This is a genomic window from Modicisalibacter xianhensis (genome assembly GCF_900113605.1).
Classification (GTDB): Bacteria; Pseudomonadota; Gammaproteobacteria; order Pseudomonadales; family Halomonadaceae; genus Modicisalibacter; species Modicisalibacter xianhensis.
Genome location: NZ_FOPY01000006.1, coordinates 256,440 through 272,256, shown reverse-complemented (window position 1 = coordinate 272,256; position 15,817 = coordinate 256,440). Strand labels below are relative to the sequence as shown.

15 protein-coding genes are annotated in these 15,817 nt (G+C 62.6%); 11 read left to right on the top strand and 4 right to left on the bottom strand.

Annotated features, from left to right (window positions below):
- The first annotated feature begins 21 nt into the window (after positions 1-21).
- The 11 genes from gluQRS to BM194_RS09215 all read left to right on the top strand — a co-directional run bounded on the left by gluQRS (position 22) and on the right by BM194_RS09215 (position 11,708).
- Positions 22-909: a tRNA glutamyl-Q(34) synthetase GluQRS gene (gene gluQRS, locus BM194_RS09255; RefSeq protein ID WP_092846035.1), complete on the top strand. Its 888-nt coding sequence runs from the start codon at positions 22-24 to the stop codon at positions 907-909.
- 84 nt (positions 910-993) lie between these two features.
- Positions 994-1,170 (top strand): hypothetical protein, encoded by a 177-nt coding sequence (locus BM194_RS20635; protein WP_166671108.1) that lies wholly within the window; start codon positions 994-996, stop codon positions 1,168-1,170.
- Positions 1,160-4,117: an ATP-binding protein gene (locus BM194_RS09250; protein WP_092845979.1), complete on the top strand. Its 2,958-nt coding sequence runs from the start codon at positions 1,160-1,162 to the stop codon at positions 4,115-4,117. The genes BM194_RS20635 and BM194_RS09250 overlap by 11 nt, the downstream gene beginning before the upstream one ends.
- A complete protein-coding gene (locus BM194_RS09245; protein ID WP_092845977.1) occupies positions 4,095-5,471 on the top strand; it encodes a sigma-54-dependent transcriptional regulator in 1,377 nt (458 codons plus the stop codon). Before BM194_RS09250 ends, BM194_RS09245 begins: the two co-directional genes overlap by 23 nt.
- 204 nt (positions 5,472-5,675) lie before the next feature.
- On the top strand, positions 5,676-6,023 hold the full coding sequence (locus tag BM194_RS20440; RefSeq protein WP_143097580.1) for a hypothetical protein: 348 nt from the start codon (positions 5,676-5,678) through the stop codon (positions 6,021-6,023).
- A gap of 271 nt (positions 6,024-6,294) precedes the next feature.
- Complete coding sequence (pcnB, locus tag BM194_RS09240) at positions 6,295-7,695, top strand: polynucleotide adenylyltransferase PcnB (protein ID WP_092845975.1); 1,401 nt, start codon at positions 6,295-6,297, stop codon at positions 7,693-7,695.
- Complete coding sequence (gene folK, locus BM194_RS09235) at positions 7,695-8,174, top strand: 2-amino-4-hydroxy-6-hydroxymethyldihydropteridine diphosphokinase (RefSeq protein ID WP_092845973.1); 480 nt, start codon at positions 7,695-7,697, stop codon at positions 8,172-8,174. The genes pcnB and folK overlap by 1 nt, the downstream gene beginning before the upstream one ends.
- Before the next feature lie 127 nt (positions 8,175-8,301).
- Positions 8,302-9,093 (top strand): 3-methyl-2-oxobutanoate hydroxymethyltransferase, encoded by a 792-nt coding sequence (gene panB / locus BM194_RS09230; protein ID WP_092845971.1) that lies wholly within the window; start codon positions 8,302-8,304, stop codon positions 9,091-9,093.
- Between the two features lie 5 nt (positions 9,094-9,098).
- Positions 9,099-9,950 (top strand): pantoate--beta-alanine ligase, encoded by an 852-nt coding sequence (gene panC / locus BM194_RS09225; RefSeq protein WP_177223376.1) that lies wholly within the window; start codon positions 9,099-9,101, stop codon positions 9,948-9,950.
- Between the two features lie 33 nt (positions 9,951-9,983).
- A complete protein-coding gene (gene panD, locus BM194_RS09220) occupies positions 9,984-10,364 on the top strand; it encodes an aspartate 1-decarboxylase (RefSeq protein ID WP_092845967.1) in 381 nt (126 codons plus the stop codon).
- 165 nt (positions 10,365-10,529) lie between these two features.
- Positions 10,530-11,708 carry an acetyl-CoA C-acetyltransferase gene (locus BM194_RS09215; RefSeq protein WP_092845965.1) on the top strand — a complete coding sequence of 393 codons (1,179 nt, stop codon included), beginning with the start codon at positions 10,530-10,532 and terminating at the stop codon, positions 11,706-11,708.
- A 91-nt stretch (positions 11,709-11,799) separates the two neighbouring features.
- On the opposite strand, the gene pnp is transcribed toward BM194_RS09215, so the two are convergent.
- The 4 genes from pnp to rbfA form a co-directional block, all read right to left on the bottom strand.
- Positions 11,800-13,923: a polyribonucleotide nucleotidyltransferase gene (gene pnp, locus BM194_RS09210; protein ID WP_092845963.1), complete on the bottom strand. Its 2,124-nt coding sequence runs from the start codon at positions 13,921-13,923 to the stop codon at positions 11,800-11,802.
- A 152-nt stretch (positions 13,924-14,075) separates the two neighbouring features.
- A complete protein-coding gene (gene rpsO, locus BM194_RS09205) occupies positions 14,076-14,345 on the bottom strand; it encodes a 30S ribosomal protein S15 (RefSeq protein ID WP_092845961.1) in 270 nt (89 codons plus the stop codon).
- Positions 14,346-14,444: 99 nt separating this feature from the next.
- Positions 14,445-15,392 carry a tRNA pseudouridine(55) synthase TruB gene (gene truB, locus BM194_RS09200; protein ID WP_092845959.1) on the bottom strand — a complete coding sequence of 316 codons (948 nt, stop codon included), beginning with the start codon at positions 15,390-15,392 and terminating at the stop codon, positions 14,445-14,447.
- Positions 15,392-15,793, bottom strand: a complete 402-nt coding sequence (gene rbfA / locus BM194_RS09195) for a 30S ribosome-binding factor RbfA (protein WP_092845957.1) — start codon at positions 15,791-15,793, stop codon at positions 15,392-15,394. Before rbfA ends, truB begins: the two co-directional genes overlap by 1 nt.
- Positions 15,794-15,817 lie beyond the last annotated feature (24 nt).

The following is a 15,817-nucleotide window of genomic DNA, read 5'->3' as shown; positions in this document are numbered from 1 at the left end:
GCTCAGCGAGAAGACTACATCATGTCCGACTACCGTGGCCGCTTTGCACCGACTCCTTCCGGCCCGCTGCATTTCGGTTCGCTGATCACTGCCTTGGCGAGCTTTCTGGATGCCCGTCATGCCGGTGGTGCATGGCTGGTACGGATCGAGGATGTCGACCCGCCCCGCTGCCCTCCCGGCGCCGATGCCGAGATCCTGCGCCAGCTCGAGGCCTTCGGCCTGCACTGGGACGAGGCGGTGAGTTACCAGAGTACCCGGCATGCTGCCTACCAGACCGCCCTGGACCGGCTGGCGGCACTGGGCCTGGCCTACCCGTGCAGCTGTTCGCGCAAGCAGTGGCGCGAGCATGCCATCTACCCCGGCTGGTGCAGAGACACTCTCCGCGAGCCCGGCAAGCCGGTGGCCTGGCGCCTGCGTAGCGACCTCGGGCTGCGTCCAATAGCCTGGCAGGACCGCCTGTTCGGGGAGCAAGCCTTCGATCCAGCTCAGCTCGGCGACGTGGTGCTCAAGCGCAAGGACGACCTGTGGGCCTATCAGCTGGCCGTGGTCGTCGACGACGCCGACCAGGGCATCAGCGACGTGGTGCGCGGCTACGACCTGCTCGACAACACCCCCTGGCAACGCCAGTTGCAGGCCGCGCTCGACCTGCCCACGCCCCGCTACCTCCACCTGCCCCTGATTGTTGCCGATAATGGCCAGAAGCTGTCCAAGCAGAACCTGGCCCCGGCCCTGCCCACCGATGACGATGCGGTGCGTCCGCTGCTTCACCAGGCCCTGGTCGCACTCGACCAGGCACCGCCGGCGATGCTGGCCAATGCCCCGGTCGCCGATCAGCTCGCCGCCGCCATCGCCGCCTGGGATGCCTCGCGTCTCCAGGCGCAGGCATTCCGCCCCCTGCCTCAGGGCTGAACGACCCCGCCCCTAGACTCAGGTCGAGTTGAGGGGGTCGGCCGCTCTCCATAGACTGGGGACGAATTTTCGGCGGCCGTGACCATGTACGTCTATCGCATCATGCTGTTCCTCGTCTTCGGTGGGTATCTGCTGTCGCCCATGCTGATGAGCGGCTGGGCAGTGCCGGGAACGGCCTGGTACCGCCCCTTCGTGATCTGGGGCGGCCTGATTGCACTGTCCGTCTGGCTGGAACAGAAAAGGAAGCTGGATGAGCACTAGCCTGACAGGCCTGCTCGCCCTGGGGGTCGGCTATCTCGTCCTGCTTTTGCTCTGTGCGCAGGCTGCGGAGCGCGGCTGGATACCGGCGCGCCTCCTGCATCACCCCGCTGTCTATACCCAGGCGCTTGGCGTCTATGCCAGCGCCTGGGCCATCTATGGCAGCGTCGAGTTCGCCGCCGATGCCGGCTACGGCTACCTTGCCTACTATCTTGGCGTTGCGGGTGCCTTCCTGCTGGGGCCGGTCATGCTGCTGCCCATCCAGCGCATGACCCGGACCTACCAGCTGGCCTCGCTGGCTGACCTGTTCGTGTTCCGCTTTCGCAGTCGCTGGGTCGGCACCCTGATCACCCTGGTGACGCTGCTTGCCGTGCTGCCGCTGCTGGCCCTGCAGATCCAGACCTTGGGCGAGGCGGTACACCTCTTGACCAGAGCGGCCTCGCCGAGCCTGCTGGCGCTGTTGTTCTGCCTATTGATCGCCGGGCTCGCCTTGGCCTTCGGTGCACGCCATACCCATCAGCCAGCCCGTCACGAGGCGTTAATTGCCGTCATCGCAGTAGAGTCGCTGGTCAAGCTGGGAGCCATGCTCACGCTAGGCGGTATCGCCCTGTACGGCATATTCGACGGCCCGGCAGACCTGCAGGCCTGGCTCGACGGCCCCGGACTGATCACGCAGGCCCAAACGCGCCAGCTCGACTCGGGGCAATGGCGCACCCTGCTGCTGCTGTTCTTTGCCGCCGCCTTCCTGATGCCGCACATGTTCCATATGGTCTTTACCGAGACGCCATCGCGGCGTGCCCTGTTGCAGACCAGCTGGAGCCTGCCTCTCTTCCTGCTGCTGATGGCCGTGCCCATCCCCCTGATACTGTGGGGCGCGCAGCGCCTGGGTATCGATACCACCACGCCAGGCATCGCTTACCTGGCCTTCGCCCTCTCCGACAGCCCCTGGGTCGATACGCTGGTCTTCCTTGCGGGCCTGGCCGCCGCCAGCGGCACCATGATTCTTATTGCTCTCTCGCTGGCCGGCATGATCCTCAACCATGTGGTGCTGGTCGCTCACCCACCCGACAATCGCCCCGACCTGTACCGCTGGCTCTTGTGGTTGCGACGGGCATTGATCGTGGCAGTGATCCTATCCGGCTGGCTGTTCTATCGCACCATCGGCATCAAGCACGACCTGACCACCCTGGGGCTGGCGGCCTTTGTCGGCATGGCCCAGTGCCTGCCCGGCATGCTCGCCGTGCTCTACTGGCCCGGAGCCAACCGCAAGGGCATGGTCAGCGGATTGGCAATCGGCTGCACGATCTGGCTACTCGGCCTATGGCTACCACTGCTAGCCGGCTATCCCGCCCTGGTGGTGATTCCACCGGGACTGGAGAGCCTCGAGGGTACGCCCGGCTGGTACGCCATCACCCTGCTCTCGCTGGCCTGCAATATTCTCGTTTTCATCCTAGTGTCGCTTATGACGCGGACCTCGGAGGGCGAGCGAGCGGCAGCGGAGGCCTGCTCGGTGGATGCCGTGATCCGCCCCAAGCGACATAGCCTGGCTGCGAAGAACGGCGAGGATTTCAAACGACATCTGGCCCAGGCACTGGGTCCCGACGTCGCCGAACGGGAAGTGTCCACAGCCCTCGAGGCGCTCGGCCTGTCGCCGCTCGATGGCCGCCCCTACGCGCTGCGTCGCCTGCGCGACCGCCTGCAGGCCAACCTGTCGGGCCTGATGGGGCCGGCCGTGGCGCGGGACATCGTCGACCGCTTCCTGCCCTACCATCAGGACCTTCAGGCTACGCCCGACATTCATTACGTCGAAAGTCGCCTGGAGGCTTACCGCTCGCGGCTCACCGGACTGGCGCGGGAACTCGACAGCCTGCGGCGCCATCATCGCCGGACCCTGGCCGAGTTGCCCGTCGGGCTGTGTGCCTTCGGCGAGGACCGTGAACTGCTGATGTGGAATTCGGCATTAGCTCGGCTTTCGGGCATCGCCGGCGAGAGCGTGATCGGGGCGCATTGTGCCAGCCTGCCTGCCCCCTGGGCCGAATTGCTGAGCCGCATGATCGACACCGGTCAACCCCAGCTCTACAAGCAGGCCGTGCGCATAGGCGCCGAACTACGCTATCTGAGCCTGCACAAGGCGACATTGGCAGCGCATGGCGACGAGCGGGGCGGCACGGTGATCCTCGTGGAAGACCACAGCGAGATGAAATGGCTGGAAGACGAGCTGGTCCATGCCGAACGCCTGGCCTCCATTGGACGCTTGGCAGCAGGTGTGGCCCACGAGATCGGCAACCCCATTACCGGTATTTCCTCGCTGGCCCAGAACCTGCGCTACGATACCGACGACCCAGCTCTGCTCGAGACCGCCGCCCAGATTCAGCAGTTGACCGAGCGCGTATCGAGTATCGTCAGCTCACTGGTGAGCTTTGCCCATAGCGGGCGTCATCTACAGGGCAGTCACGTCGAGCGTGTCGATCTGCACCAGCTCTGCGAGGAAGCGCTGCACTTGATCCGCCTGGCGCGCTCGGGTCAGGATATCCGCTACAGCAACCGATGTCCGTCGGGCCTGGAGGTCGACGGCAATGCCCAGCGTCTTGTCCAGGTGCTTGTCAACCTGATCGGCAACGCGCGCGATGCCTGCCAGGCTGGCGGGCATGTCGAGATCGATGCCCAACCTCACGACGACGGCATTCATATGTGCGTCACTGATGACGGGCACGGTATCGATGCCGCAATCCGAGATCACCTGTTCGAGCCCTTCACCACCACCAAGGCGCCTGGCCAGGGAACCGGGCTCGGGCTGCCTCTGGTCTATAACATCGTTCGTGAGCATCATGGCCATATCCGGATCGACTCCCCCCCTCCGGACCGCACGCACGGTACCCGCATCACGGTGTGGCTGCCCCGAACCCAACAGGACGGCGAAGATTCCGATGCCCCGGATATTGATCGTTGAAGATGAAGCCATCATCCGCTCGGCCCTGCGCCGGCTACTGGAGCGTCACGAGTATCAGGTCAGCGAAGCCGGCTCGGTGGCCGAGGCGCTCGAACATGACCCGCAACGCTTCGACCTGGTCATCAGTGACCTGCGCCTGCCCGGTGAGGAAGGCACCGCGCTGATCGAGGCCGCCGCGCCCACGCCAGTGCTGATCATGACCAGCTACGCCAGCATGCGCTCGGCGGTTGACACCCTGAAGCTGGGTGCGGTGGATTATGTCGCCAAGCCTTTCGACCACGACGAGTTGCTCGCCACTGTCGCCAAGGCACTGGAAAACCACGCACCCTCCCCGGCACCGGAAGCAGAACGCTCCTCCAGTCCGCCGCAGGAGATGATCGGCAATTGCACCGCCATGCAGGTGGTCTACAACCGCATCCGCAAGACCGCACCTGCGGATGTCACCGTGCTCATCCAGGGCGAGTCCGGCACCGGCAAGGAGCTCGTGGCACGAGCCATCCATCGCCAGAGCCGCCGTGCCAAGGCGCCGTTGATCTGCGTCAATTGCGCCGCCATCCCCGAGACCCTGATCGAGTCCGAGCTGTTCGGTCATGAGAAAGGCGCCTTCACGGGCGCCAGCGCGGCGCGCACCGGCCTGGTGGAAGCCGCCGATGGCGGCACGCTGTTTTTGGACGAGATCGGTGAATTGCCGCTCGATGCCCAGGCCCGCCTGTTGCGTGTGTTGCAGGAAGGCGAGATTCGCAAGATTGGCTCGGTCGAGACCCGGCATGTCGACGTACGCTTGATTGCCGCCACGCACCGCGACCTGAGCGCGCTGTCGAAGAGCGGGGAATTTCGCCTCGACCTTTATTACCGCCTCAATGTCATGCAGATCGACCTGCCACCGCTGCGTGAGCGCGAGGACGACATACTCGAGATTGCCGACGTGCTGCTCGAGGGCGCCTGCCGGCGACATGAACGCGAAGGGCTCAAGCTCTCGAGAGCGGCCCGGCGAGACATTCGCGACTACCCATGGCCGGGCAATGTGCGCGAACTCGAGAATGCGCTCGAGCGCGGCGTGATCCTGGCCGAGGGCAACCTCATTCATCCCGATGACCTGGGCCTCAAGCCGGCGACCGGTACGCATTACCCACCGGCCAAGAAATCGGCGCCAGCCCCAACGCCCGAGACGAGCGACGACGAAGAGGATCTCTCGCTGGAAGATTACTTTCAGCACTTCGTGCTCGAGCATCAGGACCAGATGAGCGAGACCGAGCTGGCCCAGAAACTGGGCATCAGTCGCAAATGCCTGTGGGAACGCCGCCAGCGCCTGGGCATTCCCCGCAAGAAAAGCCCACGCAGTCGCTCAGCCTGATATTCGCACGACCAAGGTATAAGAGGGCAAATCCGTTAGCCGATGAATTGTGAGCCCTCTACAAACCGCCACTTCTGCACCATTTGTTACCATCCCACACAGCCATCTCCCCAAACTGCACCACCCGGGGTAACACACCCCGGGTCGGCTGCCCGCCCTTGTTCTGCACTCAACATCAACCAACTGTTTTTAATGGAAAAAAACATGAATGGCACAGAGCCTGCAGTATTCTTGGGTAAGAAAAACAATAAACCGGATGCCAATGACCACGAACAACAACAAGACGTGGCCAGACAACGACCGGCAACAACAATGACAAGTGCTGGGATAGATAACGCTTGTACCGACATTACAACAACAAGTATCGAGACAAGCGAGCCAACCCCAATAACAACAATCGGTTGGCCGACCGGTAAAGATATCGGGACGCGACGCTCCGTGAATGGGATCAACAACAACTACAGGTTCCATCGGAGGGGCACCTTCGGCAACAACGACAACAAGCCGAAGGGAGGCAGACACCCTGCCGTCGTGGTTGGATTATTGTTTTGAATACGAGACGGTCGCACCAGGAAGATCAACAACGACAAGAAGACTGCTTGCCTGAACTATCGGATTGGTGACTGTGGTGCGTATTCAAGGCGATGCGCCATCACGAAGAAGAAACATCAGCACGGATGCTGAACGATTTGCTTAAAAGGGGAGGCCAATTGGTCTCCCCTTTCTGCATGTGTATTCGGCTGACACGTTTGACAAGGCTTTGCAAGCCCCCGGGGCTTCGCTACACTGAGCCCTTCAGTCCATGGCGAGCCGATACCGCGGAATGCTTAAAGGATTTAGCCGCTTTTTTCACTATTCCGGTGAAGGTTTGAAGACCCTATTCGGTAACAATCAGAACAGCAAAGGCAACGTGCCGACGCTGCAAATCATTCCCCGCCAAGACCATACGATCTCGCGTCAGATGTTCAGCGACGGCGCGTTGAAGGTGCTCTATCGTCTGCACAATGCGGGCTTCGATGCCTATCTTGTGGGTGGCTGCCTGCGTGACGCGATTCTCGGCAAGACGCCCAAGGACTTCGATGTGGCGACCGACGCCACCCCCGAGCAGGTACGCGACCTGTTCCGCAACTCCCGCATCATCGGGAGGCGATTCCGCATCGTGCACGTCCGTTTTGGCCGCGAGATCATCGAAGTCACCACGTTTCGCGGTCGTCCCAACGACGACCATGGCGAGCACGTGGCTCAGCAGTCGGAGCATGGCCTGCTGCTGCGCGACAACGTGTGGGGCAATATCGAGGAAGACGCCCTGCGCCGCGACTTCACCGTCAATGCGCTCTACTACAACATCGCCGATTTTTCGCTGCATGACTGGGCAGATGCGTTGCATGACATCGAGCGCCGCACCCTGCGTCTGATCGGCGACCCCGAGACGCGCTATCGCGAGGACCCGGTGCGGATGCTGCGCGCCATCCGCTTTGCCGCCAAGCTCGACTTTGCCATCGACCCGGCGACAGAAGCACCAATCCGCGAAATGGCCCCCTTGTTACTGCAGATTCCTCCCGCCCGCCTGTTCGAGGAAGTACTCAAGCTGTTTCTCTCGGGCCATGCCGTCCAGACGTTTCACAAGCTGCGCGAATACGGGCTGTTCGCCATGCTGTTCCCCGAAGCGGAAGAGGCCATGGAAGCGTTGCCCTGGGCCGAGGAATTGATCGTCCAGGCGCTGGCCAATACCGATGCACGTATCCAGGAAGAGCGCCCGGTCACCCCGGCCTTCCTGTTTGCCGCGCTGCTGTGGCCCGGGGTGCATTTGCGCTGTCAGCGCCTGCATGCCGAAGGCATGCCACCGATCCCGGCCCAGCAGACGGCCTCGCATCAGGCCGTGTCGCGCCAGCTCCAGCACACCTCCATTCCCAAGCGCTTCAGTCTGCCGATGCGTGATATCTGGGACCTGCAGCAACGGCTACCCAAGCGGCGTGGCAAGCGGGCTTTCCAGACACGCGAGCATCCTCGCTTCCGGGCAGCTTTCGACTTCCTGCTATTGCGTGAGGCCGCCGGTGAGATCCCATCCGGGCTAGGCGCCTGGTGGGAGGCCTTCCAGCAGGCCGATGAGCACGAGCAGCGCCGCCTGCTCGGCAAGATCGACAGCGACCCGGCAGGCCAGCCCGACACGCGCAAGCGCCGACCGCGCCGACGGCGGCGCAAGCCCTCCCCCGGCCAAGATTGATGGCTATCGCCTATATCGGCCTGGGCAGCAACCTCGACGGTCCCGAGCAGCGGGTGGCTCAGGCACTGGCAGCCTTGGACCGCCTTCCCCTGACGCAGCTGGTCATGGCATCGCCATGCTATGCCAGCACGCCGGTCGGCCCCCATGACCAGCCCGATTTCGTCAATGCCGTGGCCTGCGTCTCGACCCGCCTGTCACCACTGGCCTTGCTCGATCAGTTACAGGCGCTGGAACAGGCCCATCGCCGCCGGCGGCTGCGTCAGTGGGGACCCAGGACCCTGGACCTCGACCTGCTGATATTCGACGACCTGACTCTCGATCTGCCACGCTTGAAGGTACCGCATCCCTGCATGCATGAACGCGCCTTCGTACTGGTGCCTCTGGCGGACATCGCACCCGACCTGGCCATCGACGGCATGCCATTGCATCGCTTGCTGGCCCAAGTCGCGGATGGCGGCTTGCGGCGGCTTTCCCCCTAAAGGTAGAGTTGTGCGGCTTTTGTTACCGATCCACACTGCTACCGTCGTACAGTAACAATTACGGTAACACTCCCTGCGCCCCGATCACGGTGGGCAACGCCAGCCACAGGAGACGAGACCTGAAGCCATGAAAACCGTCACTCTGAGCACGCTGCAGGCAGCCAAGCGCGCCGGCGAGCCGTTCAGCTGCCTGACCGCCTACGATGCCTCGTTCGCCCATGCCGCCAGCCAGGCCGGTATCGACGTGCTGCTGGTCGGCGACTCCCTGGGCATGGTGCTGCAGGGGCATACCAGTACCCTGCCCGTGACCATCGACGATATCTGTTATCACACCCGTTGCGTGGCGCGTGGCAAAGGGCGCAGCCTGCTGATGGCCGACCTGCCGTTCATGAGCAATGCCACCCTGGAGCAGCTCATGCAGCATGCCGGTGCGCTGATGCGTGCCGGTGCGGAGATGGTCAAGATCGAGGGCGAGGCCTGGCTGGCCGACGGCATTCGCGAACTGACCCGACGCGGCGTGCCGGTCTGTGCCCACATGGGCCTGACGCCGCAGACCGTCCACCAGATGGGAGGCTACAAGGTCCAGGGCCGGGATGCGGCGCATGCCGAGCGGATCATCGAGGATGCCCGCCAACTGGTCGCCGCCGGGGCCTCGATCATTCTGCTGGAGTGCGTGCCCGCCAGCCTGGGCCAGGCGATGCGTGACGCCATCGACGTGCCGGTCATCGGGATCGGCGCCGGCCCGGACGTCGATGGGCAGATTCTGGTCATGCATGACGTGCTCGGCGTCAGCCTGGGCCGCATTCCGCGCTTTTCGCGGAACTTCCTGGCCGATACCGCGTCGATCGAGGATGCATTTCGTGCCTATCACGAGGCAGTCAAGGCGCGCCGCTTTCCGGCCGAGGAGCACAGTTTCTGATGTCCCTGCTCATGCTCAACGATATCCCCTCGCTGCGCCATGCGATGCAGGACGCCCGCCGCCAGGGCAAGCGCATCGGCCTGGTGCCGACCATGGGCAATCTGCACCAGGGCCACCTGGCCCTGGTCGAAGCCGCGCGTGCGCGTGCCGATGTGGTCATTGCCACGATCTTCGTCAATCCGTTGCAGTTCGGCCGCAACGAGGATCTCGACAGCTATCCGCGCACCCTGGATGAGGATCGAGCTGCGCTTGAAACGGCGGGCTGCGACCTGGTGTTCACCCCGACCAGCCAGATGCTCTATCCCAACGGCCTGGACGACCAGACCACCATTCGGGTTCCCCATGTCTCCGAGGGCCTGTGCGGGGCTCGCCGTCCAGGCCATTTCGAAGGTGTGGCCACGATCGTCGCCATGCTCTTCAATCTGGTGCAGCCGGATATCGCCTGCTTCGGCGAGAAGGATTACCAGCAACTGACCGTCATTCGCAAGATGGTGGCCGATCTGCACCTGCCGATCGAGATCATCGGTGTACCGACCGTACGGGCCGATGATGGCCTGGCCCTGTCCTCGCGCAACGGCTACCTCAATGCGTCGCAGCGTGCCGAGGCACCGCGCCTTTACCAGGTTCTGCACGAGGCGCGCGTCGCCCTCGAAAAAGGTCAGCTACCGGATGAGGTGTTGCGTGGGGCACTCGGTCAGCTCGCCCATGGCAGCCTCAAGCCGGATTATCTGGAACTGCGGCGCGCCGATGATCTTGGCCCGGTCACCGAAACGACACGCAATGCCGTACTGTTGGGTGCGGTGCATCTGGGCAGTGCCCGCCTGATCGACAATCTCAAGGTGACCCTGCCGCTCTGAGGCGCGCCGGGAATCAGCAAGAAGAGAACTACGATGTATACCGTCATGCTCAAGGCCAAGCTGCACATGGCCCGTGTCACCCACGCCGTGCTCAATTACGAGGGTTCCTGCGCCATCGATGGGGAACTGCTCGACATGGCCAGTATTCGCGAAAATGAACAGATCCAGATCTACAACGTCGAGAATGGTCAACGCTTCACGACTTATGCGATTCGCGGCGAGGAAGGCTCACGGATCATTTCGGTCAATGGCGCCGCGGCCCACCTGGCCAGCGTCCAGGACCGGGTGATCATCTGCAGCTATGCCCATTACAACGAAAGCGAGTTGGACAATCACAAGCCGACCCTCATCTACCTGCAGGAAGGTAACCAGGTCAGCCATACCAGCCACGCCATTCCCGTCCAGGTCGCCTGACCCTGCACGATGTTCCTGGCCGCCACGGACGGCGGCCATGCGCGAACTGTTCTCCTGCCGGTATCTAGACACACGTCAAGATGCCACTTTTTAGCGATTGCCGCGATGCACAACCGCTCCTATGCTGAGGATGTAGTCGTCTGCCCTCGTTTCAAGGAGTTTCGCATGCAAGACGTGGTCATCGTCGCGGCTCGCCGCACTGCCATCGGTACCTTTGGCGGCTCGCTCGCCACGACGCCTGCCGCCGAGCTGGGCGCCAAGGTGATCAAGGACATTCTCGCCGGCACCGGCGTTTCACCTGATCAGGTCGATGAAGTCCTGCTGGGCCAGGTGCTGACTGCAGGCGTCGGCCAGAACCCGGCACGTCAGGCATCGATCCTGGCCGGCCTGCCCGATGCCGTTCCCGCCATGACCATCAACAAGGTCTGTGGCTCGGGCCTCAAGGCCCTGCACCTGGCGACCCAGGCCATTCGCCTCGGGGACGCCGACCTGATCCTGGCCGGTGGCCAGGAAAACATGTCGCTCTCGCCCCACGTCCTGCCCAACTCGCGTACCGGTCAACGCATGGGTGACTGGAAGGCGATCGATACCATGGTCCATGACGGGCTGTGGGACGCGTTCAACAATTACCACATGGGTATCACCGCCGAGAACTTGGCCGAGAAGTATGGCATTACCCGCGAACAGATGGATGAATTTGCCGCCGCTTCCCAGCAGAAGGCCAGCGACGCCATCGACAGCGGACGCTTCAAGAGCCAGATCGTGCCCATCGAAATTCCCCAGCGTAAGGGCGACCCGCTCGTTTTCGATACCGACGAAGGCCCGCGCAAGGGCATTACGGCTGAAAAGCTGGCCGGCATGAAGCCTGCCTTCAAGAAGGACGGCACGATCACCGCTGGCAATGCCTCATCGATCAACGACGGCGCCGCCGTGACCATGCTCTGCTCCGAGGCCAAGGCACGCGAACTCGGCCTGGAGCCGCTGGCACGCATCAAGGCCTACGCCAACGCTGGCGTGGATCCGGCCATCATGGGCATCGGCCCGGCCCCGGCCACGCGCCGTTGCCTGGAAAAGGCCGGCTGGTCGATCGATGAACTGGACCTGATCGAGGCCAACGAAGCGTTTGCCGCCCAGGCTCTGTCAGTCAACAAGGAGCTTGGCTGGGATACCGCAAAGATCAACGTCAATGGCGGGGCCATTGCACTGGGACACCCCATCGGGGCGTCGGGCTGCCGCGTGCTGGTCACGCTGGTGCACGAGATGATTGCGCGTGATGCCAGGAAGGGCCTGGCCACGCTGTGTATTGGCGGGGGTCAGGGGGTTGCCTTGGCTATCGAAAGATAAAGAAACCTGGCAATCATGAAAACGCCCCTGCAGGCTTGGCCTGCAGGGGCGTTTCTTTGCAGCGTGCTGCTTGGCTGACTTATGCGGCGCTTTATTCGGCCAGGGTGGCTTCGAATGCGGCCTTTTCCTCGGCGGTGATTTCCTTGATCGACAGCTTCACGCGGTTGCGGTTGTCGATGTCGAGGACCTTGACGATGATATCATCACCCTCGTTGAGGAAATCACGCACGTCATTGACGCGCTCGGGGACGATCTGGGAAATGTGAACCAGCCCGTCGGTACCCGGCATGAAGTTGACGAAAGCCCCGAAATCGGCGATCCGTACTACCTTGCCGCGATACAGCTTGCCAATCTCGGCTTCGGCGGTGATACCGAGCACCGTATCGATGGCACGCTTGGCAGCGGCCTTGTCGTCGGCGTAGATACGTACGGTACCGTCGTCGTCGAGATCAATGGAGGCGCCGGTGTCTTCGCAGATCTTGCGGATCGTCGCACCGCCCTTGCCGATGACATCGCGAATCTTCTCGGGATCGATCTTGATGGTCGCCATGGACGGCGCGTTGGAAGAGATTTCCGCACGACTCTGGGCGATTACCTGGTTCATCTCAGCCAGGATATGCAGGCGGGCATCATGGGCCTGCTGCAACGCAGTCTCCATGATTTCCTCGTTGATGCCCTCGATCTTGATGTCCATCTGCAGTGCGGTCACGCCGTCGGCAGAACCGGCCACCTTGAAGTCCATGTCACCGAGGTGGTCCTCGTCACCCAGAATGTCGGTCAGCACGGCAAAGCCACTGTCGTCCTTGACCAATCCCATGGCGATACCCGCCACCGGTGCCTTGAGGGGTACGCCAGCGTCCATCAGGGCCAGTGACGAACCGCACACTGAGGCCATGGAGCTTGAGCCGTTGGACTCGGTGATCTCGGATACCACACGGATGGTGTACGGGAATTCATCTTCGCTGGGCAGCATGGCCTGCACCCCACGACGCGCCAATCGTCCATGACCGATCTCGCGACGCTTGGGACTGCCGATGAAGCCGGCCTCGCCCACGCTGTAGGGAGGAAAGTTATAGTGCAGCAGGAACCGGTCCTTGCGCTCGCCTTCCAGCGATTCGATCAACTGGGCATCACGCAGTGTACCCAAGGTGGCAATGACCATGGCCTGGGTCTCGCCACGCGTGAACAGTGCGGAGCCATGCGTACGCGGCAGTACGCCAACCTCGATGTCCAGCGGACGAACGGTCTTGCTGTCGCGCCCATCGATACGCGGTTCACCCGCGACCACACGACCACGCACCACCCGCTTCTCGAGGCTGGCAAAGGCTGCACCGACTTCGTCAGGGGAGTATTTGCTTTCTTCACTGCCGGCCAGTTGCTCGACCGCCTCGGCCTTGAGTGCTGCCAGCGCATCCTGACGCGCCATCTTGTCGGTGATGCGATAGGCATCACCGACCTTGGCTTCGAAGGCCTCGGTCACGGCATCTTTTAGCGCCGTGTTTTCCGGTGCCGGCTGCCAGTCCCACCTGGGCTTGGCAGCTTCGCTGGCAAGCTCCTTGATGGCTTCGATGACGGTCTGCATTTCCTGGTGGCCGTAAAGCACGGCGCCCAGCATCTCATCCTCGAGCAATTCCTTGGCTTCGGACTCGACCATCAACACGGCCTTCTCGGTACCGGCCACGACCATGTCGAGTTCGGAGGTCTGCAGTTCCTCGACCGTCGGGTTGAGGAAGTAACCACGATCTTCGGTGAAGGCCACGCGTGCGGCGCCGATCGGGCCGTTGAAAGGTACGCCGGAGATCGCCAGGGCGGCAGACGTACCAATCATGGCGGCAATGTCCGGGTCCTGGTTGCGATCAGCGGACAGCACGGTACAAATGACCTGCACTTCATTCATGAAGCCCTTGGGAAACAAGGGGCGGATCGGGCGATCGATCAGGCGTGAGGTCAGCGTCTCTTTCTCGGTCGGACGCCCTTCGCGCTTGAAGAAGCCACCGGGGATCTTGCCTACCGAGTAGGTTCTTTCCTGGTAATGGACCGACAGCGGGAAGAAATCCTGACCCGGCTTCGTCTCCTTCTTGGCCACGACGGTACACAGTACCACTGCGCCGTCCATGGTGACCTGAACGGCACCGGTGGCCTGGCGGGCAACACGCCCGGTTTCTAGGGTGACGGTGCTCTGACCGTACTGGAATGTTTTCTTGACCGGATTCACGGTGACTTCCTTCAACTTGTCTGTTTCATGTTCGGGCCTTTTGACTCGGCGACCATTTTAGGAGTTCACGGGGTCAAGAGCTACCGGTGGCCCATAAAAGAACAAGCAACCCCGAGGGGTTGCTTGTTCGAAGGTCTTGCGTTGGCGCGGTCTTAGCGACGCAGGCCCAGGCGCTGGATCAGCGACTGATAGCGCTCGAGATCCTTGCGCTTGAGATAGTCGAGCAGCTTGCGGCGCTGGTTGACCATGCGGATCAGGCCACGACGCGAATGGTGGTCCTGCTTGTTGGTCTTGAAGTGATCCTGCAGGCCATCGATATTGGCGGTCAGCAGGGCAACCTGAACTTCGGGGGAACCGGTGTCGTTGTCACCACGTCCGTATTCCTTGACGATTTCAGCCTTCTTTTCAGCAGTAAGTGCCATCTGTCTCTCCAGTAAGCAATATGCCTAAACGATGAATGTCGGAGACCACGCATATTTGCAGTCTCCATGGTGGAGTCGCCGCGAACGGCGACCGCGCCGCTACCCTGCGGTAGCGACCAGGCGACGCGGTGCGATTTCGCCCGTCGCCGTGACAGCAACCAGACCCAGAAACGCCTGGTTGCGGTACAATCTTGCCAGACCGTCCTTCGCCAGGCCGGTCGTATCGATGCTGGCGCGCTGGCCATGCAGCAGCCGGTCGGCCGCGGCGTCATCCACATCGAGCCGCGGCAGGTACGATACCAGGATATCCATGGGCAGCAACAACGCTTCCCGAGATGCCTGGTCCTCCCGGGCCTCGATCTGCTCCAGCGTCAGCATTTTCTCCCCCACGTCAGATACCGTGTCCTTCAGGGCAGTCGCACCGAAGGGACCGGTTTTCAGTCGCCGCAGGGCAGTGATATGGGCGCCACACCCTAACGCATGACCGATATCCTCGGCCAGGGTGCGAATATAAGTGCCCTTGCTGCAGGCCACCTCGAGGTCGAACCCCTCGGTGTCGCTGGACAGAAGGCGCGTATCATAAACCGTCACACGTCGTGGTGCACGCTCAATCGACTTGCCCTGACGGGCCAGTTCGTAGAGCGGGCGCCCCTGATGCTTGAGCGCCGAATACATCGGCGGCACCTGCTCGATCACGCCGCGAAAACGGGCCAGTACATCTTCGAGATCGGCCTCGCTGAACGGCTCGACCGGGCGACGCTCGACGACGGTACCCTCGGCATCGCCGGTATCGGTGGTCTCACCCAGGCGTACCCGGGTCCGGTAAACCTTGTCCGATTCCAGCAGGTGCGAGGAAAATTTGGTCGCTTCACCGAAGCACACCGGCAACAAGCCAGTGGCCATCGGGTCCAGCGTCCCGGTGTGCCCCGCCTTCTGCGCCTGCAAGAGGCGGCGTGCGCGTTGCAAGGCAAAGTTGCTCGACATGCCCTGTGGCTTGTCGAGCAACAATACACCATTGACGGGCAATCCGCGGCGGCGTCGCGCCATCAGCGCTCGTCCTCGGAGGATGTGTCGTCATTGCCGCTACGCGCACGGTCGGATTCGACCGCCTGATCGATCAGCGACGACAACTTGTGTCCACGCGCCACACTTTCATCGTAATGAAAGCGCAGTTCCGGCACATGACGCAGCTTGATACGCTGGGCAATCTGGCTGCGCAGGAAGCCGGCGGCGCGCTTGAGCACCGCCAGGTTTTCCTTGATGCGCTCGGCGTCGTCGTCTCCCAGCAAGGTGACGTAGACGTCGGCATAGCCCAGATCGCGGCTGACATTGACGCCACTCACCGTCACCATGCCCAGGCGCGGATCCTTGATCTCGCGCTGGATGAGTACCGCCAGCTCCTGCTGGAGCTGGTCGGCCACCCGGTCGGTACGCTTGAACTCGCGCATCGGCTCGCTCTCCTTGTCGGCGCG